The sequence below is a fragment of the Stenotrophomonas sp. NPDC078853 genome, assembly GCF_044901215.1.
GTDB lineage: Bacteria > Pseudomonadota > Gammaproteobacteria > Xanthomonadales > Xanthomonadaceae > Stenotrophomonas > Stenotrophomonas lacuserhaii.
This window is the reverse complement of the sequence record NZ_JBJDOQ010000004.1, coordinates 140,680-157,858: the sequence shown is the minus strand read 5'-3', so window position 1 is coordinate 157,858 and position 17,179 is coordinate 140,680. Positions and strand designations below refer to the sequence as shown.

The 17,179-nt window shown below is 66.8% G+C and carries 21 protein-coding genes; 17 read left to right on the top strand and 4 right to left on the bottom strand.

The window, feature by feature from the left end:
- Positions 1–3: 3 nt before the first annotated feature.
- From ftsB to truD, 4 genes are read left to right on the top strand one after another with little or no spacing between them, the layout of a single operon-like run.
- On the top strand, positions 4–354 hold the full coding sequence (ftsB, locus tag ACI2JH_RS06310) for a cell division protein FtsB (RefSeq protein ID WP_042613028.1): 351 nt from the start codon (positions 4–6) through the stop codon (positions 352–354).
- Complete coding sequence (gene ispD / locus ACI2JH_RS06305; protein WP_042613029.1) at positions 351–1,049, top strand: 2-C-methyl-D-erythritol 4-phosphate cytidylyltransferase; 699 nt, start codon at positions 351–353, stop codon at positions 1,047–1,049. The genes ftsB and ispD overlap by 4 nt, the downstream gene beginning before the upstream one ends.
- Before the next feature lie 34 nt (positions 1,050–1,083).
- Positions 1,084–1,581: a 2-C-methyl-D-erythritol 2,4-cyclodiphosphate synthase gene (gene ispF, locus ACI2JH_RS06300; protein WP_101100058.1), complete on the top strand. Its 498-nt coding sequence runs from the start codon at positions 1,084–1,086 to the stop codon at positions 1,579–1,581.
- Positions 1,578–2,606, top strand: a complete 1,029-nt coding sequence (gene truD, locus ACI2JH_RS06295; protein ID WP_101100059.1) for a tRNA pseudouridine(13) synthase TruD — start codon at positions 1,578–1,580, stop codon at positions 2,604–2,606. Before ispF ends, truD begins: the two co-directional genes overlap by 4 nt.
- A 41-nt stretch (positions 2,607–2,647) precedes the next feature.
- On the opposite strand, the gene ACI2JH_RS06290 is transcribed toward truD, so the two are convergent.
- Positions 2,648–2,950, bottom strand: coding sequence for a hypothetical protein (locus tag ACI2JH_RS06290; protein WP_404735697.1), 303 nt, complete (start codon positions 2,948–2,950; stop codon positions 2,648–2,650).
- Positions 2,951–3,183: 233 nt separating this feature from the next.
- Entirely contained in the window at positions 3,184–3,720 is a 537-nt protein-coding gene (locus ACI2JH_RS06285; protein WP_101100061.1) for a Smr/MutS family protein, read from the bottom strand.
- Positions 3,721–3,915: 195 nt separating this feature from the next.
- Here ACI2JH_RS06285 and surE point away from each other — a divergent pair, with 195 nt between their 5' ends.
- From surE to ACI2JH_RS06265, 4 genes are read left to right on the top strand one after another with little or no spacing between them, the layout of a single operon-like run.
- On the top strand, positions 3,916–4,695 hold the full coding sequence (gene surE, locus ACI2JH_RS06280; RefSeq protein ID WP_042613041.1) for a 5'/3'-nucleotidase SurE: 780 nt from the start codon (positions 3,916–3,918) through the stop codon (positions 4,693–4,695).
- Positions 4,692–5,369 carry a protein-L-isoaspartate(D-aspartate) O-methyltransferase gene (locus ACI2JH_RS06275; RefSeq protein ID WP_191771771.1) on the top strand — a complete coding sequence of 226 codons (678 nt, stop codon included), beginning with the start codon at positions 4,692–4,694 and terminating at the stop codon, positions 5,367–5,369. Before surE ends, ACI2JH_RS06275 begins: the two co-directional genes overlap by 4 nt.
- Before the next feature lie 22 nt (positions 5,370–5,391).
- Positions 5,392–6,006, top strand: coding sequence for a YqaA family protein (locus ACI2JH_RS06270; RefSeq protein ID WP_182655494.1), 615 nt, complete (start codon positions 5,392–5,394; stop codon positions 6,004–6,006).
- Entirely contained in the window at positions 6,003–6,785 is a 783-nt protein-coding gene (locus tag ACI2JH_RS06265; protein WP_101100064.1) for a peptidoglycan DD-metalloendopeptidase family protein, read from the top strand. Before ACI2JH_RS06270 ends, ACI2JH_RS06265 begins: the two co-directional genes overlap by 4 nt.
- A gap of 429 nt (positions 6,786–7,214) precedes the next feature.
- On the opposite strand, the gene ACI2JH_RS06260 is transcribed toward ACI2JH_RS06265, so the two are convergent.
- The gene (locus ACI2JH_RS06260) at positions 7,215–7,589 is read right to left on the bottom strand and encodes an Mth938-like domain-containing protein (protein ID WP_404735696.1); all 375 of its coding nucleotides are present in this window, start codon (positions 7,587–7,589) and stop codon (positions 7,215–7,217) included.
- A gap of 15 nt (positions 7,590–7,604) precedes the next feature.
- Entirely contained in the window at positions 7,605–7,910 is a 306-nt protein-coding gene (gene yhbY / locus ACI2JH_RS06255) for a ribosome assembly RNA-binding protein YhbY (protein WP_042614911.1), read from the bottom strand.
- A gap of 65 nt (positions 7,911–7,975) precedes the next feature.
- Between yhbY and rlmE the strand changes: the two genes are divergently transcribed.
- From rlmE to ACI2JH_RS06210, 9 genes are all read left to right on the top strand, one after another.
- Positions 7,976–8,608: a 23S rRNA (uridine(2552)-2'-O)-methyltransferase RlmE gene (gene rlmE / locus ACI2JH_RS06250; RefSeq protein ID WP_101100066.1), complete on the top strand. Its 633-nt coding sequence runs from the start codon at positions 7,976–7,978 to the stop codon at positions 8,606–8,608.
- A 63-nt stretch (positions 8,609–8,671) separates the two neighbouring features.
- On the top strand, positions 8,672–10,618 hold the full coding sequence (ftsH, locus tag ACI2JH_RS06245) for an ATP-dependent zinc metalloprotease FtsH (RefSeq protein ID WP_404735695.1): 1,947 nt from the start codon (positions 8,672–8,674) through the stop codon (positions 10,616–10,618).
- A 125-nt stretch (positions 10,619–10,743) separates the two neighbouring features.
- Positions 10,744–10,929, top strand: coding sequence for a hypothetical protein (locus tag ACI2JH_RS06240; protein ID WP_042614908.1), 186 nt, complete (start codon positions 10,744–10,746; stop codon positions 10,927–10,929).
- A 92-nt stretch (positions 10,930–11,021) separates the two neighbouring features.
- Positions 11,022–11,918 (top strand): dihydropteroate synthase, encoded by an 897-nt coding sequence (folP, locus tag ACI2JH_RS06235; RefSeq protein ID WP_101100068.1) that lies wholly within the window; start codon positions 11,022–11,024, stop codon positions 11,916–11,918.
- Positions 11,918–12,871, top strand: a complete 954-nt coding sequence (gene miaA, locus ACI2JH_RS06230; RefSeq protein WP_101100069.1) for a tRNA (adenosine(37)-N6)-dimethylallyltransferase MiaA — start codon at positions 11,918–11,920, stop codon at positions 12,869–12,871. Before folP ends, miaA begins: the two co-directional genes overlap by 1 nt.
- A 102-nt stretch (positions 12,872–12,973) precedes the next feature.
- Complete coding sequence (gene hfq / locus ACI2JH_RS06225) at positions 12,974–13,252, top strand: RNA chaperone Hfq (protein ID WP_042614905.1); 279 nt, start codon at positions 12,974–12,976, stop codon at positions 13,250–13,252.
- 14 nt (positions 13,253–13,266) lie between these two features.
- A complete protein-coding gene (gene hflX, locus ACI2JH_RS06220) occupies positions 13,267–14,577 on the top strand; it encodes a ribosome rescue GTPase HflX (RefSeq protein WP_042614904.1) in 1,311 nt (436 codons plus the stop codon).
- A 73-nt stretch (positions 14,578–14,650) separates the two neighbouring features.
- The gene (locus ACI2JH_RS06215) at positions 14,651–15,145 is read left to right on the top strand and encodes a CinA family protein (RefSeq protein ID WP_101100070.1); all 495 of its coding nucleotides are present in this window, start codon (positions 14,651–14,653) and stop codon (positions 15,143–15,145) included.
- A gap of 36 nt (positions 15,146–15,181) precedes the next feature.
- The gene (locus ACI2JH_RS06210; protein WP_404735694.1) at positions 15,182–16,861 is read left to right on the top strand and encodes an ABC1 kinase family protein; all 1,680 of its coding nucleotides are present in this window, start codon (positions 15,182–15,184) and stop codon (positions 16,859–16,861) included.
- Positions 16,862–17,179 lie beyond the last annotated feature (318 nt).

Genomic DNA, 17,179 nt, shown 5'->3' with positions numbered 1-17,179 from the left:
CCCATGCGCAACTGGCGGTGGGCGCTGTTGGCCTTGGCCCTGCTGCTGGCATGGTTGCAGTACCGTTTCTGGTTCGGCCCGGGCAATTCAGGCGAAGTGATGACCCTGGAAGCCCAGGTCGAGCACCAGAACCGTGACAACGATGGCCTGCAGCAGCGCAATGATGCGCTGGCTGCCGAAGTCCAGGATCTGAAGGAAGGGCAGGCGGCCATCGAAGAGCGCGCGCGCAGCGAGCTGGGCATGATCAAGCCCGGCGAGAAGTTCTACCGCGTGGTCGAAGATGCGCCGGTGGCCCCGGTGCGTGCCCCTGTGGCCGCGCCGACGCCAGCCGATCACCCGGCCGACGTGCCATGAGCGCGGCGATCTGGGTGATCGTGCCCGCTGCCGGTCGTGGCAGTCGTTTCGGCGCTCCGGTGCCCAAGCAGTACCTGCAGGCAGGCGGCCGGACCCTGCTGGCCCACACCCTGGATGCCCTGCTGGTGCACCCTGCGGTGGCCGGTGCGATGGTGGTGATCAGTGCCGACGATGCGGATTGGCCGGGCTGGACCGAATGGTCCGGCAAGCCCGTCCTGACCTGCCACGGCGGCGAGACGCGGGCGGCGTCGGTGCTGGCCGGGCTGCTCGCCTTGCCCGACAGCGTGCGCGCCGATGAGTTCGTGCTGGTGCATGACGCGGCGCGGCCCAACCTGGCGCTGGCCGATCTCAGCCGGCTGCTGGAAGTGGGGCGCGCTGATCCGGTGGGTGCGATCCTGGCCGCCCCGGTGCGCGACACGTTGAAACGCGCCGGCGACGATGGCGGCATCGACGGCACCGAGCCGCGCGCGCGGCTGTGGCGGGCACTGACCCCGCAGCTGTTCCGTCGCCACCAGTTGGCGCGGGCACTGACCGAGGCGGCTGCCGCTGGCATCGAGGTTACCGACGATGCCATGGCCATGGAATGCCAGGGCCAGCGTCCGGTGCTTGTGGAAGGCAGCGAGGACAACTTCAAGGTCACCACGCCCGCGGACCTGGATCGCTTCGAATTCGTACTTTCCCGTCGCGCCGAATGACCGGCGCGCGCGCTGCATAGCAAAGGCTGTTCCGATGACCACGCTTCCTTTCCCGCCTGTCCGCATTGGCCAGGGTTACGACGTCCATGCCTTCGGCCCGGGCGACCACATCATGTTGGGGGGAGTGCGCGTTGCGCATACCGCCGGCGTGCTGGCGCACAGCGACGGCGATGTGATCCTGCACGCGCTGTGCGATGCGATGCTCGGTGCGCTGGCGCTGGGCGATATCGGCCAGCATTTCCCGCCCAGCGATGACCGCTGGAAGGATGCCGACAGCAGCGATTTCCTTCTGCACTGCGACGTGTTGCTGCGCTCGCGTGGCTGGCAGGTCGGCAACACCGACATCACCGTGATCTGCGAACGTCCCAAGGTCGGGCCGCATGCCGCGGCCATGCGCGAGCGCATCGCCGAGCTGCTGCAGCTGCCGGTCGATGCGGTCAGCATCAAGGCGACCACGTCGGAGAAGCTGGGCTTCACCGGTCGCGAGGAAGGCATTGCAGCGCAGGCCATCGTGCTGCTGGTGGCGGCATGATGCCGTTGCCGCTGGCCTTTGGTGAGCCACTGTTCGCACGTGCACTTGTCCGCAGCACGCCCGATGATTTCCAGGTCGATGAACTGCCGTCCTTCGAACCCACCGGCGAAGGCGAACACCTGCTGCTGGAGATCCGCAAGCGCGGCGCCAATACGGTGCACGTGGCCAAGCTGCTGGCGCAGTGGGCCGGCCTGCCGGAGATGGCGGTGAGCTTTGCCGGGATGAAGGATCGGCACGCGGTCACCACCCAGCGCTTCAGCGTGCACCTGCCCAAGCGCGTGGCGCCGGACCTGGGCCTGCTGGCCAGCGACGAAGTGGAGGTGGTGTCCTCGACCTGGCACAACCGCAAGCTGCAGCGCGGGGCGCTGGCCGGCAACCGCTTCAAGCTGGTGTTGCGCGAAGTGGACGGTGATGCCGCAGCGATCGACGCACGCCTGCAGCAGATCGCCGAACGCGGCATTCCCAACTGGTTCGGTGAGCAGCGCTTCGGCCGCGACGGTGGCAACGTGCCCGCCGCGCTGGCGATGTTCGGCGGCCGCCGCATGCGCAAGGACCAGCGTTCGCTGCTGCTGTCGGCCGCCCGTTCGGCCCTGTTCAACCGCGTGCTCGCCGCGCGCGTGGAGCAGGGCAGCTGGGACCAGCCGATCGACGGCGAGGTCTGGATGCTGGATGGCAGCCGCAGCGTGTTCGGTCCCGAGCCGTGGAGCGAGGTGCTGGCTGAACGCCTCGCCCGTTTCGACATCCATCCCAGCGGCCCGTTGTGGGGCGTCGGCGACCTGCGCAGCAGCGATGCCGCGCGTGCGCTGGAGCTGGCTGCGATCGACGATGAGCAGTCGCAGGCGCTGCGTGCCGGGCTGGAAGCCGAAGGCCTGAAGCACGAGCGCCGTTCGCTGCGCCTGCGTCCGGCGCTGCTGCAGCACCAATGGCTGCAGGAAGGCGTGCTGGAACTGTCCTTCGCGCTGCCGCCGGGCTGCTACGCCACCGCCGTACTGCACGAACTCGGGCCGGTCACCGACGCTTCGTGACAGAGAGAAGGCGGGGCCAGCACCCCGCCTTTTGCATGCTCTCAGCAGAGCAGGCCGTCACAGTTGCGTAGGGAAGATACCTGCGGGAGTGGCACCGTTCTGCGATTGCCGATGGTCGTGCCGTCGTTGCGCAGGCAATCCACGTAGATCGTACAGTTGGTCTGATCCCAGACTTCCATCCTGGCATTGCTGCAGCTGCTCGCGGCGGATGACGCGTCGAAGGCGTTATGGCATTGCTGCGGGGTTGGACGTGCCAACATCGTCACCGCGTCGATGTCCTGGCCCGATGCGGTAGTGCTTGCCAGAAGGCAGGCGAACAGTGAAGCGTAGGCGAACGTGTTCATTGGCAATTCTCCAGTTGGAAAGATGCCCGTCGCGGACGTGCTTGACGGGCATCGCCATTGAAGGAGTTCGATCGGGGCTGAAACGTGACGTCGTTGGCGGCCCCTCGTATGCGAGCGTGCAACGTCAAAGGGTGGCGTCGTTGGGCAGAAGACGGCGGCACCCCACCTAAAGCGTCGATCTATTTGATACCGCTGGCTTATCACCCAGGGCCTGGGCCGGCCGAAAGCGGCAGCTATCTCGCCAGCAGCACCAGCACGGCGCCGGTGCCGCCTTGGGCGGTGGGCGCGGAGTGGAAGGCCAGCACGTCGTTGCGCAGGCGCAGGTGGCGGTCGACCAGGTTCTTCAGCACCGGCGCACCGCCATCGGACTGCAGGCCCTTGCCGTGGATGATGCGCACGCAGCCATGCTCGTGATCATGCGCCTCCAGCAGGAACTGACGCAGCAGCTGTTCGGCCTGGCTGGCCGTGGCACCATGCAGGTCCAGTTCGTCCTGTACCGAATACTGGCCCTTCTTCAGCCGCTGGAACATGCGCGGGGGCAGGTTGTCGCGGCGGTAGCTGAGGGCATCACCGGCATCCAGCGGAGCACCGTCGCGCAGCAGCCGGGCGAACTCTCCCAGCGCTTCCTGTTCATCACGTTCGGCCATCCGGGCACGCGGGCGCGGCTTGGGCCCAGCCGGGGCCGGGCCGCTGCCCTTGCGCAGCGGGGTAACCTGCCCGATGGCTGACCGGAACAGTTCGGCGGGATCTTCGTCATGCGGATGCGACATGCCGACAGGTTAACGCATGCCGCCACCGTCATGAGGATGCCCAATGACCCATGGCAGGGTAGGCCCTGCGAGCCGCATGCGGCACAATACAAGACGCACCTGCGAGGTCGCCGCCGCCGGGGGAGCGCCGTGACCACGTCCATGTCAGCAGTGATTGGAAGCGAAGTCTTGAACGATGAAGTGGTGAAAACCCAGATGCGGGTCCTGGTCAGCAATGACGATGGTGTCGATGCCCCGGGCATCGCCATGCTGGCGGCGGTCCTGCGCCAGGCCGGGCATGAGGTCACCGTGGTCGCCCCTGACCGGGACAGGTCAGGCGCCAGCAACTCGCTGACCCTGGACCTGCCGATCCGCCTCAAGCGCCTGGATCACCACACCGTCTCCGTCGCCGGCACCCCGACCGACTGCGTGCACCTGGCGTTGACAGGATTGCTGGACCAGGAGCCGGACATCGTCGTGTCGGGCATCAACAACGTGGCCAACCTTGGCGATGACGTGATCTATTCCGGCACCGTCTCGGCGGCGATGGAAGGGCGGCATCTGGGACTGCCTGCGGTCGCCATGTCGCTGGTCAGCCACAACCATGAGCCGAAGCATTTCCAGACCGCCGCGCGCGCGGCGGTGGAGATCGTGGCGCAGCTGAAAGCCGATCCGCTGCCTGCCGACACGATCCTCAACGTCAACGTGCCGGACCTGCCGTGGAGCGAGGTCAAGGGCTTCGAGGTGACCCGGCTGGGCAACCGCCACCGCGCCGAAGGCTGCATCGCGCAGAAGGACCCGCGCGGCAATGCGGTCTACTGGATCGGCCCGGCAGGGCGCGAGCAGGATTCCGGCCCGGGCACGGATTTCCATGCGGTGCGCACCGGCTTTATTTCCATCACCCCGATCCAGGTCGACCTGACGCGCTACCAGGCGCTGGAAAAAGTGGCCAGCTGGGTCGGCGGGCTGAGCGCCGCACTGGGCCGCCCGGCATGACCGCGCGCCTGCGACTGCAGCCCGAAGCGGTAGGCATCGGCATGACCTCCCAGCGCGTGCGCGACCGCCTGGTCGAGCGCCTGCGCGAAGCCGGCATCGTCGATGAGGCCACCCTCAATGCCATCCGCGTGGTGCCGCGGCATCTTTTCATCGATGAAGCGCTGGCCTCGCGTGCCTACGAAGATACTGCCCTGCCGATCGGCCACGGCCAGACGATTTCCCAGCCGTGGGTGGTCGCCCGGATGACCGAGGCGATCCTCCAGGTTGCGCCGAAAACCGTGCTCGAAGTGGGCACCGGTTCCGGTTACCAGGCCGCCGTACTGGCCGCGGTGGGCCTGGAGGTGTTCACCGTCGAACGCATCGGCGACCTGCTGCGGCAGGCGCGCAAGCGGTTCCGCTCGCTGGCCATGAACATCCGCACCAAGCACGACGACGGCCGGGTCGGCTGGCCCGAACATGGGCCGTACGATGCCATCGTGGTCACCGCCGCGGCGCCGGCGTTGGTGGATGCATTGATCGAGCAGCTGGCCCCCGGCGGGCGGCTGGTGGCGCCGGTCGGCGGGCCGGGTGCGCAGTCGCTGGTGCAGCTTGACCGCCTGCCCGACGGCAGCATCACGCAGTCCGTGTTGGCGCCGGTCACCTTCGTCCCGTTGCTGTCTGGCATGCTGGACTGATTTTTCACGGAGCAGGGCATTCATGAAGATTTTCGGGCCGCTGTACGAGCGCGCATTGAAGTGGGCCAACCATGAGCGGGCACCGACCTACCTGACGGTGCTGAGCTTCATCGAAGCGATCATTTTCCCGGTGATGCCGGAAGTGATGCTGGCCCCGATGTGCGTGGCCCAGCCCAAGCGCGGCTGGTGGTTCGCCACGCTCAGCCTGTCCGGTTCGATGGTGGGTGCGGTGGTCGGCTACGCGCTGGGCCATTTCGCGTTCGAGGCGGTCAAGCCGCTGCTGGATACGATGGGCATGCTGCCCGGCATCGAGCGCGGCATTGCGATCGTGCAGGCCAAGATGGCCGAATCGCCGTGGGCGGTGTTCACCTTCCTGGTGCTGGGCGGCTTCATGCCGATCCCGATGAAGGTCTTCACATGGGCGTCGGGTATCGTCGGCGTACCGATGCCGCAGTATCTGCTGAGCATGCTGATCGGTCGCGGCAAGCGCGTATTCGTGCTGGCTGCGGTGATCCGCATCGGTGGACCGCGCGCCGAGGCGGCGCTGCGTCGCTGGATTGAACCGCTGGGCTGGGTCGCCACCGCGATGGTGGTGGCCCTGGTTGCCTGGCTTGTATGGAGGTCGAAGTTCGCATGAGTGCTGATCGTTTCAACAGGGGGCTGCGCCTAGGCGCGCTGGCCATCACGCTGACCGCGTTGACTGCCTGCGGTACCGCCACCGTGGTGCGTCCCTCCGGTTCGGGCGGCAGCGGTGCGTCGGCCACGCCGAAGGCCTCCGTCGCCCAGCCGGGCAAGACAGTGCGCGTGCAGAAGGGCGACACCATCTACGCCCTGGCACGCATCCACAGCATCACCCCGGCGGACCTGATCGCCTGGAACAGCCTGTCCAACCCGTCCACGATCTACCCCGGCCAGGTGATCCGCCTGTATCCGCAGGGTGCGGGCGGTGGCCGCGTGCCGACCACCGTGGTGACCGCGCCGCGGGCGTCCGGTGGCACCGCCACCACGACCCGGCCGGTGGCAACCACACCACCGGTGCGCAGCGGCATCAGCTGGCGCTCGCCTGCTGATGGCGCGGTCGTGGGTCGCTTCGTGGCCGGTGAGACGACCAAGCAGGGCGTGGACATCGCCGGCACCAGTGGCCAGGCGGTCAAAGCTGCCGCCGACGGCGTGGTGGTGTACTCCGGCGCCGGGCTGGTGGGCTACGGCGAGCTGATCATCGTCAAGCATAACGAGCAGTGGCTGTCGGCCTACGGGCACAACCGCAAGCGCCTGGTCAACGAAGGCCAGAGCGTGAAGGCCGGCCAGCAGATCGCCGAAATGGGCCGCACCGGCGCGAACCGGGACATGCTGCATTTCGAGATCCGCTACAACGGCAAGCCGGTGGATCCGCAGCAGTACCTGCCGGCGCGGTGAGCGCGGCCGCCGCCTAGAGCGGTTGCCGTGTTGTCTGCCTGCCTGGCGGGTGGCGGTGGGCTATCCGGGACACGCCGTGAATCCGTCCCTGGAGGCTCGTCGCCGCATCCATGCGGCTCTAACGGTCCCGGCTAGCCCACCGCCACCCGCCTTCGACACGGTCGCCTCGGCGGGGGGAGAAAGAAAAAAGCAAAGGCAAACGCAAAGCAGCCGATCCTTGGATCGGCTGTCTGCTTTTGCTTTTTTCTTTTCCCCCGGCCACCGGGGATTGTCGGGGGGCGGGGTAGGGGGCGTTGGCAGGACCGTCTTTTCGCATGGATGCGAAAAGCGAGCCCCCATGGACGGGTTCACGGCGTGTCCTGCCAATGCCCCCTATCCCGCCCCAACACACAAACCCCAGCGGCCGAAGTCGCCCTCAGCGACCAGAATTCAACGTTCGAGAATAAACGCCGCGGCGACCTTGCGGCCTTCGCCGGCGAGGATGTTGAAAGTGCGCGCCGCAGCAGGATTGTTCATCACTTCCAGCCCGATCCCACGTGACAGGCACGCGGCCATCAGCTGCTGCGAAGGAAACACCTGCGTGGCGCCGGTGCCGAGGATGATCAACACCGGTTCCAGCGCCAGGATCGCCTCCAGATGGGCCGGCTGCAGCTCGGCAACCGAACCCACCGGCCAGTTTTCCACCAGCACCTGCGGGGTGACGATGAAGCTCGCGGTCAGTTCGCGGTCGTTGATCCGCGCCGAACGACCATCCGCACCGCGCAGCGTGTAGGCGTAATCAGGGGCTTGGTGGCTCAGTTGCATGGCAGGACCGGGTTATCAGCCGCGCGGCAGCACGATCTGGCGGTTTTCCTTGCTCGGCCGGTACAGCACGGCCACGTGGCCGATGCGCTGGACCAGCGCCGCCCCGGTGGTACCGACCAGCTCGGCGACCATGGCGTCGCGGGCTTCGCGATCCTCTGCCGCCACCTTCACCTTGATCAGTTCATGGCGCTCCAGCACCTCTTCCAGCTCGGCCAGGAAGGCCGGGGTCACGCCCTTGCCGCCAATCTGGAGCAGGGCTTTGAGGTCGTGGGCTTGGCCGCGAAGGAAACGGGTCTGGGATGCGGTCAGGGCAGTGGACATGCAGGAAAGCGCTGTGACTTGGGGGGTTCAGGGTATCATGGCCACCCCATCCGGCTGTATTTACCATGGTTTCCCGCAGCAAGAGCAGCCAGCGCTGGCTGAAAGAACACTTTTCCGACCCCTACGTGAAGAAAGCGCAGGCTGAAGGCATGCGCTCGCGCGCGGCCTACAAGCTGGAAGAGCTGCTCGAACGTGACCGGCTGCTGAAGCCGCACATGGTGGTGGTGGACCTCGGCGCTGCCCCGGGTGGCTGGTCGCAGCAGGTCCGCCGGCAGATGGGCGACACCGGCCGGGTGTTCGCACTGGACATCCTTGAGATGCCCGCGCTGGCCGGCGTGGACTTCCTTCACGGAGACTTCAGGGAAGAAGCCGTCCTATCGCAGTTCGAGGCCATGGTCGGGGACCAGCCGGTAGACCTTGTACTGTCCGATATGGCCCCCAATAAGAGTGGAATGGACGCGGTGGACCAGCCGCGGATGATGCACCTGGCAGAGCTCGCCATGGATTTCGCCGACAACCACCTCAAGACCGGTGGGGCGTTCCTGATCAAGCTGTTCCAGGGTGTGGGTTTTGACGACTACGTGCGTGAAATGCGCAGGCGGTACGACAAGGTCTCCATCCGCAAGCCGGACGCCTCGCGCAAGCGCTCCCCCGAGGTCTATGCCCTCGGACAGGGCAAGCGCGCCGTGATGAAGTAAGCTCGACAAGCAAGCCCGACCCATGCACCAGCCCGCACAAGAGGAATACCGGAGCCAATGAGGATGAACGACTTGACCAAGAACCTCCTGCTATGGGTGGTCGTCGCCGTCGTGCTGATGGTGGTATTCCAGAGCTTCTCGCCAAAGACGAGCGGCGCCGGTGCGCCGGGCGCGACCTATTCGCAGTTCCTGGACCAGGTAGACAGCGGCGCGGTGCAGAAGGTGACCTTCGCCGGCGACATGCGCGGCGGCACCAACGAAATCACCTACACCACGCGTGGTGGCCAGACCTCCACCATCACCGCACCGTTCGATCGCGACCTGATCAATGTGCTGCGTACCAAGAATGTTGAAATCGTCCAGCAGGAGCCGTCCAGCGGTATCTCGCTGGGCGCAATCCTGATGAACTTCCTGCCGGTGATCCTGATCATCGGCTTCTGGCTGTTCATCATGCGCCAGATGCAGGGCGGCGGTGGCGGGGCCAAGGGCGCGATGTCCTTCGGCAAGTCGCGGGCCAAGCTGCAGGGCGAGGACCAGGTCAAGGTGACCTTTGCCGACGTGGCCGGCTGTGACGAGGCCAAGGAAGAAGTCGGCGAGCTGGTCGATTTCCTGCGCGACCCGTCCAAGTTCACCAAGCTCGGCGGCAAGATTCCGCGCGGCGTGCTCATGGTTGGCCCGCCGGGCACCGGCAAGACCCTGCTGGCCAAGGCCATCGCCGGCGAAGCCAAGGTGCCGTTCTTCTCGATCTCCGGTTCGGACTTCGTGGAAATGTTCGTCGGCGTCGGCGCCAGCCGCGTGCGCGACATGTTCGAGCAGGCCAAGAAGCACGCGCCGTGCATCATCTTCATCGACGAAATCGACGCCGTCGGTCGTCACCGTGGTGCCGGTCTGGGCGGCGGTCATGACGAACGCGAGCAGACCCTCAACCAGTTGCTGGTGGAGATGGACGGTTTCGAAGGCGGCGAAGGGGTGATCGTCATCGCCGCGACCAACCGTCCGGACGTGCTGGATCCGGCGCTGCTGCGTCCGGGCCGTTTCGACCGCCAGGTTGTGGTCGGCCTGCCGGACGTGAAGGGTCGCGAGCACATCCTCAAGGTGCACATGCGCAAGCTGCCGCTGGCCGACGATGTCGAGCCGATGGTGATCGCGCGCGGTACCCCGGGCTTCTCCGGTGCCGACCTGGCCAACCTGTGCAACGAGGCCGCGTTGTTCGCCGCGCGCAGCAACGAGAAGGAAGTCCGCATGGACCACTTCGACCGTGCGCGCGACAAGATCCTGATGGGTGCCGAGCGCCGCTCGATGGCCATGAGCGAAGAAGAGAAGACCCTGACGGCGTACCACGAAGCCGGCCATGCCATCGTCGGCCGCCTGGTGCCCGAGCAGGACCCGGTCTACAAGGTCACCATCATTCCGCGCGGTCGTGCGCTGGGTGTGACCATGTACCTGCCGGAAGGTGACAAGTACTCGATCAACCGCGTGGCGATCAATTCGCAGCTGTGCTCGCTGTACGGTGGCCGCGTTGCCGAAGAGCTGATCTTCGGCGCCGACAAGGTCACCACCGGTGCCTCCAACGACATCGAGCGTGCGACCAAGATGGCGCGCAACATGGTCACCAAGTGGGGTCTGTCCGAGACGCTCGGCCCGATCGCCTACGGTGAAGAGGACGACGAGGTCTTCCTTGGCCGTTCGGTGACCCAGCACAAGAGCGTGTCCAACGACACCGCGCGCCGTATCGACGAAGAAGTCCGCAGCATCCTGGACAAGGCGTATGCCCGGACCACTGAACTGCTGACCGCCAACGTCGACAAGCTGCATGCGATGACCCAGCTGCTGCTGCAGTACGAAACCATCGATGCGCCGCAGATCGACGCGATCATGGAAGGCCGCGATCCGCCGCCGCCGATGGGCTGGGGCAAGTCGAATACCGATGGCAAGAATGGCGGTGGCAACGACAAGGGCGGCGATGCCCGTCCGGTGCCGCCGATCAGTGGCCCGGCCGAGCAGATCTGATCACTGCTGCTGCGCGTTGAGGGAAAGGCCGGGGAAACCCGGCCTTTTCCGTTCAGCCAGCCCGTGCATGCAGGGGGCGGCTGCGGGACAATAGGGACTACGTTTGGTTACTGACCGGAAACTGCATGTCGACGCCCCCGCCCGAACCGATTTCCCATACCGCTGAAATGGTCATCGCCACGGTGGTCGGCGTTGCCGTCGGCCTGGGCCTGGACAATCTGCTGCTCGGCTGCGTGGTCGGCATCGCGCTGGGCGTGGTGCTCAGCATCGGCAAGACGCTGTATCTGGATCGCAAGCGTCGCAGACGCTGACCATCACGGCGGGTCGCGCCGCGGCATGCCCGGCGGATCGGTTGAATTTCCTGTTGACGGCCAGCGGCCGTCACTACCTTCGAGGGACCGCCATGTTCGACATTTCTCCCCAGCTCGATTGTGCCGGCCGCGTACTGCGCCTTGATCGTGCGCGGGTGATGGGCATCGTCAACGTCACTCCGGATTCCTTTTCCGATGGCGGCCAGCACGACAGTGCCGAGGCTGCAGTTGCGCACGGCCTGAAGCTGGTGGAAGAGGGCGCCGACCTGCTGGACATCGGCGGTGAATCGACCCGCCCGGGCAGTGCGCCGGTGCCGCTGGACGAAGAGCTGCGCCGCGTCCTGCCGGTCATCGAGCAGCTCGCCGCACGCACTACGGTGCCGATCAGCATCGATACCTTCAAGCCGGAGGTGATGCGCGCGGCAGTGGCGGCCGGCGCCGGGATGATCAATGACATCCACGCGCTGCGGCAGCCCGGCGCACTGGACGCTGCGGCCGACGCCGGCGTGCCGGTGGTGCTGATGCACATGCAGGGCGAGCCCGGCAGCATGCAGGCCGATCCGCAGTACGACGACGTGGTGGCCGAAGTACATCGCTTCCTGGTCCAGCGTCTGTTCGCCGCGGAAATGGCCGGCATCGCGAAGAAGAACCTGGTGGTCGACCTCGGCTTCGGTTTCGGCAAACGCGTGGACCACAACATGACCCTGCTCGCGCGTTCGGAACGCTTCCTCGAACTCGGCGTGCCGATGCTGGCCGGCCTGTCACGCAAGCGCACGCTGGGGGAGCTGACCGGCCGCCAGCTGCCTGCCGAACGCGTGGCGGCATCGGTCGCAGCGCACCTGGTAGCGGTGCAGCGCGGCGCGCGTATCGTGCGCGTGCACGACGTGGCCGCCACCGTGGATGCCCTGAAAGTGTGGGCGGCCGTGGAGGCGGTGCCGTCGCCGCGCAAAGACGCCGCGCCTGCGATCCGCTGGCCGGACGAAGGCTGATGGCGGAAGACCGTCGACCCGTTGCGATCGCGGTCATGGGCCCGACCGCCAGCGGCAAGACCGCGCTGGCGATCGATCTGGCGCGGCGGCTGGACGGTGAGATCGTCAGCGTCGATTCGGCGCTGGTCTATCGCCATCTGGACATCGGATCGGCCAAGCCGGATGCCGCCGAGCGCGCGCAGGCGCCGCACCACCTGCTGGACCTGTGCGATCCATGGCAGTCGTTTTCCGCTGCCGAATTCGCACGCGCCGCACGTGCTGCCGTGGATGACATCATCGCGCGCGGCAAGCGGCCCATTCTTGCCGGCGGGACCGGCCTGTATTTCCGCGCCCTGCTGGAAGGGTTGTCGCCGATGCCGCCGGCAGACGAAGCCACCCGGCTGCAGCTGTCGGCCGAGGCGGCCGAGCGTGGCTGGCCGGCGCTGCATGCCGAGCTGGCCACGGTGGACCCGGCAGCCGCCGCGCGGATCCATGCCACCGACCCGCAGCGGATACAGCGGGCGCTGGAGGTCTACCGGATGACCGGCCGGCCGATCAGCGAATGGCAGCGGGTGCCGGGCGAAGGCCGGCTGCCGGTACGGACCCTCAAACTGGTGCTCGCACCGCGTGATCGCGCCGTGCTGCACCAGCGCATCGAGCGGCGCTTCGATGCGATGCTGGCCGGCGGCTTCCTGGATGAAGTGCGGGCCCTGCGGGCGCTGCCCGCGATGGCCACGGTGGCATCACCACTGGACCTGCCGGCAGTGCGCGCGGTCGGCTACCGACAGGCCTGGGAGTATCTGGACGGCAACCAGGACGCCGCCACGTTCCGCGATAAAGCGATCTTCGCCACGCGCCAGTTGGCCAAACGGCAACTGACCTGGCTGCGTGGCGAGCTTGATGCGCGCTGGTTCGATCCCCATGTAGACCAGCAGCGGTTGACGGCGGCGGTTTCCGCGTTCGTCCCGCCCTGACAGCGTGCCGGGCGCCTGCCGTGTACCATCGACCTGTCGGTGGGCGGCTGGGGGGCCGTGGCATCTGCCGACACCCATAAAAACAATAATCAGGAGTTAGCAATGTCCAAGGGGCAATCGCTGCAGGACCCGTTTCTGAATGCACTTCGGCGCGAGCGCGTGCCGGTTTCGGTGTATCTGGTCAACGGCATCAAGCTGCAGGGCACGATCGAGTCGTTCGACCAGTTCGTGGTGCTGCTGCGCAATACCGTCAGCCAGATGGTCTACAAGCACGCCATCTCCACCGTGGTCCCGGCGCGCAACGTCAAGCTCGGTCCGGGCGGTGGTTTCGTGCAGGCCAACGAAGATGGCCAACCAGCGGGTGATGAATCCATTGAATAATCCTGGAGTGGTACGTGTTTGATCGCTCGAAAAAGGGTGAAAACGCCCTGTTGATCCAGCCCCATTTCGGCAAGCTGGAAGAGGACGTGCTCGAAGAGTTCGGCGACCTGGCACGCTCGGCCGGTGCCAGCATCGCGGCTACCATCACCGCGCGCATCGACCGCCCCAATCCCTCCACCCTGATCGGCAGCGGCAAGCTGGACGAGGTGAAGGCGGCTGCCGACGCAACCGGTGCGGACCTGATCCTGGTCAACCATGCGCTGTCGCCCGGCCAGGAGCGCAACCTGGAAAAGTTCCTGGAGCGGCGGGTGATCGACCGCACCGGCCTGATCCTGGACATCTTTGCCCAGCGTGCGCGCAGCCACGATGGCAAGCTGCAGGTCGAGCTGGCGCAGTTGCGCCACATGTCGACCCGGCTGATCCGCGGCTGGACCCACCTGGAGCGCCAGCGTGGTGGCTCCATCGGCCTGCGCGGCCCGGGTGAGACCCAGCTGGAAACCGATCGCCGCCTGCTGCAGAAGCGCGTGGAGCAGCTGCAGAAACGGCTGGAAAAAGTAGAAGTGCAGCGCACCCAGATGCGCCGTGCCCGCCTGCGCAGCGAGCTGCCGCGCGTGGCGCTGGTCGGCTACACCAACGCCGGCAAGTCAACGCTGTTCAATTCGCTGACCGGCGCGGAGGCGTACGCCGCCGACCAACTGTTCGCGACCCTGGACCCGACCGTGCGTCGCATCGCGCTGCCCGGTGGCAACGTGGTGCTGGCCGACACGGTGGGCTTCGTGCGCGACCTGCCGCATGACCTGGTGGCTGCGTTCCGCTCCACCCTGTCCGAAGCGCGCGAGGCTGATTTCCTGCTGCATATCGTCGACGCCGCCGATCCACACCGCGAAGAGCGCATCGCCCAGGTCGACGAAGTACTGGCGGCCATCGGTGCGGGCGACCTGCCGCAGCTGCTGGTGTTCAACAAGATCGACCGCATTGAAGGGGCCGAGGTGCGCCACGATGGCCACGACGGCGTGCCCGATGAATCGCGCCGCGAGCGGGTCTGGATCTCCGCGCGCGACGGCCGCGGGCTGGACGTGCTGGAAGCGGCACTGGGCAAGCGCCTGGGGCTGCAGCATGTGACCGGCGAGCTGCGCCTGCCCGCTTCGCAGGGGCGCCTGCGCGCGCGCTTGCACCAGCTGGAAGTGGTCCGCGCCGAAACCGTGGACGAAGAAGGCTGGCTGCTGCAGGTGGAAATCCCGATCGCGGAGGCGGAGAAGCTGGCCGCCGGCGAGGACGGGGCCGCGATCCAGGCACTGCTGCCGGAAAAGCTGCCTGAGTGGTGATTTCACCTGCGGTTGGGGTCAGCGTGCCTTTTCGTAGTAAAAGGACGCTGACCCCGCGTTCCAGGAATGTTCCATGACCCTACCCACCGACGACATGCTGGCCGGCCTGGCCAGCGAGCTGGGCCGCACGCTGCAGGCAGCGAGCCTGCAGCTGGTTACCGCTGAAAGCTGCAGTGGCGGCTGGATCGCCAAGGCAATGACCGATATCGCCGGCTCATCGGCGTTCTTCGATTGCGGCATGGTGGTGTACAGCTACGAAGCCAAGCAGCGGCTGCTGGGCGTACGCGCGCAGACGCTGGAGGCGTTCGGCGCGGTCAGCCGCGAAACCGTGCTGGAGATGGTATCCGGTGCACTGGTCAACTCCGGCGCGGGCATCGCGGTGGCGGTGACCGGCATCGCCGGCCCTGGCGGCGGCAGCGACGATAAGCCGGTGGGCAGTGTATGGATCGGCTGGAAACGCCGTGGCGGGTATGCGCAGGCACAACTGTTCCACTTCCATGGCGACCGCGATGCGATCCGCCGGCAGACCGTTTCGGCGGCATTGAACGGACTGCTCGCCCAGCTGTGAGATGCTGCGCGCTCGCACAGCCTGGAGCATGCATCGATGTGGGAAACGCTCGGCACCGTCCGTGATCTCGGCCGGCTGCAGGAAATCGCATCGGTATTGATCCGCAACGGCTTCGGCGATCTGGTGCGGCGGATCGGCCTGGCCGACGTGCTGGAGCGGGCGGGGCGCCTGCTGCACTGGGGCGACGACACCCAGCGCACGCCGCTGACCGCCCCGATGCGCGTGCGCCGGGCGATGGAAGAACTGGGGCCCACCTTCGTCAAGCTGGGCCAGGTGTTGGCCACTCGCGTGGACCTGTTCCCGCCCGACTGGATCGCCGAATTCTCCGAATTGCAGAACGCGGTGCCGGCACTGCCGTACGCGCAGATCCGCGAACAGCTGGAGCGGGATGTCGGCGGCGATCCGGCGCAGGTATTTGCCTGGCTGGATGAGGTGCCGATGGCGGCCGCCTCATTGGCGCAGGCGCATCGTGCGCGCCTGCACGACGGCCGCGAGGTGGTACTGAAGGTGCGCCGCCCCGGTATCCGCGACGTGGTGGAAGCGGACCTGCGGCTGCTGGCGCGGCTGGCGGAGATCATCGAGGCGCGGTTGCCCGACCTGCGCCGTTACCGGCCAGCAGAGGTCGTTCAACAGTTCACCGGCTCACTGCGACGTGAGCTGGATTTTGCCGCCGAATGCCGCAATGCCGAGCGCATCGCGCGCGACTTCGGCGGCCGCATCGACATCCTGATTCCTTCCGTGCACTGGCAGTGGACGTGCGAAAGCCTGAACGTGCAGGACTTCGTCGATGGCATCGCCGGGCGGGACCTGGCGGCGGTGGACGCGGCCGGACTGGATCGCCGCCAACTGGCAGCGCGGGGTGCCGACATCGTGCTGAAGATGGTGCTGCAGGACGGCTGTTTCCACGCCGATCCGCACCCGGGCAACATCATCTACCTGCGCGATGGCCGGATCGGCGTGATCGATTTCGGCATGATCGGCACGTTGTCCGAGTCGCGTCGCTTCCAGGTGGCGCAGCTGCTGCACGGGCTGGTGGAGCAGGAACCCGAAGCGGTTGCCGACATCCTGCTGGACTGGGCAGGCGGGGTGGCGGTGGACGAAGGGCGGCTGCAGCAGGACATCAGCCAGTTCGTCGACCGCTATCGCGGCGTGCCACTGAAGGACCTGCGCATCGGCCTGATGCTGAGCGACATCACCCTGTTGCTGCGCAGCTACAACCTGATGCTGCCGGCCGACCTGGCCTTGATGATCAAGGCGTTCCTGACGCTGGAGGGCATGGGGCGCCAGCTCGATCCCGAGTTCGACATGGCCAGCGCGGCACGCCCATTCCTGGAGCAGGTGGTGCTGCAGCGCTATGCACCCCGGGCGCTGCTCAAGCGTGGCCGCCGCAGCCTGTTGGGGATGATCGAGCTGGCCGGCGAACTGCCGCGCGACCTGCGCCGACTGGTGCAGGCCGCACGCCGCGGACGCCTGCAGATCAAGGTCGAAACCAATGCGCTGAAAGGCTTCGGCGACCAGGTGAACCAGGCGGCCAACCGCATGGTGGTGGGTATCGTTACGGCCGCGCTGATCATCGGCTCATCGATCGTGATGCACAGCGTAGGCGGGCTCTCCAGCCGCTGGCTGCTGGTGTTGGGCGTGGGGGGGTTCATCGGGGCCGGGTTGTGCGGGGTGTGGATCCTGTTCTCGATCTGGCGCAGCGGCCACAGGCGCTGAGGCGGCTGGTTTGGAGCTGCAGCTGGGGGCGGGCGGGGAGGCTATGCGGGGCACGCGCAAGTACGTCCATGTAGCTCTTCGCGGCTCCTGCCGCTCAAGGCCCCGCAGAAAAGAAAAACAAAAGCGGTAGCGCCGACCCATGGTCGGCGAGCGCAGCGGGCCGTTGGCGGGAACATTCCGCCGACCATGGGTCGGCGCTACCGCCTTTTTTCCTTTCCTTTACCGTGGTGGGCGCACGCAAAATGTCACAGGGCCGGGCGGGAGGGGTTGGTGGGGGCGTTGAGCGCCACGGATGGCGCGAAAACAGGCCCGCCTTGA

Bases quoted from the DNA above. Each gene is read 5' to 3' on its own strand.
- miaA (WP_101100069.1), top strand. From the start codon at position 11,918: ATGGCGGAAGACCGTCGACCCGTTGCGATCGCGGTCATGGGCCCGACC.
- ACI2JH_RS06240 (WP_042614908.1), top strand. From the start codon at position 10,744: ATGTCGACGCCCCCGCCCGAACCGATTTCCCATACCGCTGAAATGGTC.
- ACI2JH_RS06215 (WP_101100070.1), top strand. From the start codon at position 14,651: ATGACCCTACCCACCGACGACATGCTGGCCGGCCTGGCCAGCGAGCTG.
- ACI2JH_RS06260 (WP_404735696.1), bottom strand. From the start codon at position 7,589: ATGCAACTGAGCCACCAAGCCCCTGATTACGCCTACACGCTGCGCGGT.
- folP (WP_101100068.1), top strand. From the start codon at position 11,022: ATGTTCGACATTTCTCCCCAGCTCGATTGTGCCGGCCGCGTACTGCGC.
- ACI2JH_RS06285 (WP_101100061.1), bottom strand. From the start codon at position 3,720: ATGTCGCATCCGCATGACGAAGATCCCGCCGAACTGTTCCGGTCAGCC.
- ispF (WP_101100058.1), top strand. From the start codon at position 1,084: ATGACCACGCTTCCTTTCCCGCCTGTCCGCATTGGCCAGGGTTACGAC.
- ACI2JH_RS06275 (WP_191771771.1), top strand. From the start codon at position 4,692: ATGACCGCGCGCCTGCGACTGCAGCCCGAAGCGGTAGGCATCGGCATG.
- ACI2JH_RS06270 (WP_182655494.1), top strand. From the start codon at position 5,392: ATGAAGATTTTCGGGCCGCTGTACGAGCGCGCATTGAAGTGGGCCAAC.
- truD (WP_101100059.1), top strand. From the start codon at position 1,578: ATGATGCCGTTGCCGCTGGCCTTTGGTGAGCCACTGTTCGCACGTGCA.
- ACI2JH_RS06265 (WP_101100064.1), top strand. From the start codon at position 6,003: ATGAGTGCTGATCGTTTCAACAGGGGGCTGCGCCTAGGCGCGCTGGCC.
- ftsB (WP_042613028.1), top strand. From the start codon at position 4: ATGCGCAACTGGCGGTGGGCGCTGTTGGCCTTGGCCCTGCTGCTGGCA.
- ACI2JH_RS06290 (WP_404735697.1), bottom strand. From the start codon at position 2,950: ATGAACACGTTCGCCTACGCTTCACTGTTCGCCTGCCTTCTGGCAAGC.
- ACI2JH_RS06210 (WP_404735694.1), top strand. From the start codon at position 15,182: ATGTGGGAAACGCTCGGCACCGTCCGTGATCTCGGCCGGCTGCAGGAA.
- ispD (WP_042613029.1), top strand. From the start codon at position 351: ATGAGCGCGGCGATCTGGGTGATCGTGCCCGCTGCCGGTCGTGGCAGT.
- ftsH (WP_404735695.1), top strand. From the start codon at position 8,672: ATGAACGACTTGACCAAGAACCTCCTGCTATGGGTGGTCGTCGCCGTC.
- hfq (WP_042614905.1), top strand. From the start codon at position 12,974: ATGTCCAAGGGGCAATCGCTGCAGGACCCGTTTCTGAATGCACTTCGG.
- yhbY (WP_042614911.1), bottom strand. From the start codon at position 7,910: ATGTCCACTGCCCTGACCGCATCCCAGACCCGTTTCCTTCGCGGCCAA.
- rlmE (WP_101100066.1), top strand. From the start codon at position 7,976: ATGGTTTCCCGCAGCAAGAGCAGCCAGCGCTGGCTGAAAGAACACTTT.
- surE (WP_042613041.1), top strand. From the start codon at position 3,916: ATGCGGGTCCTGGTCAGCAATGACGATGGTGTCGATGCCCCGGGCATC.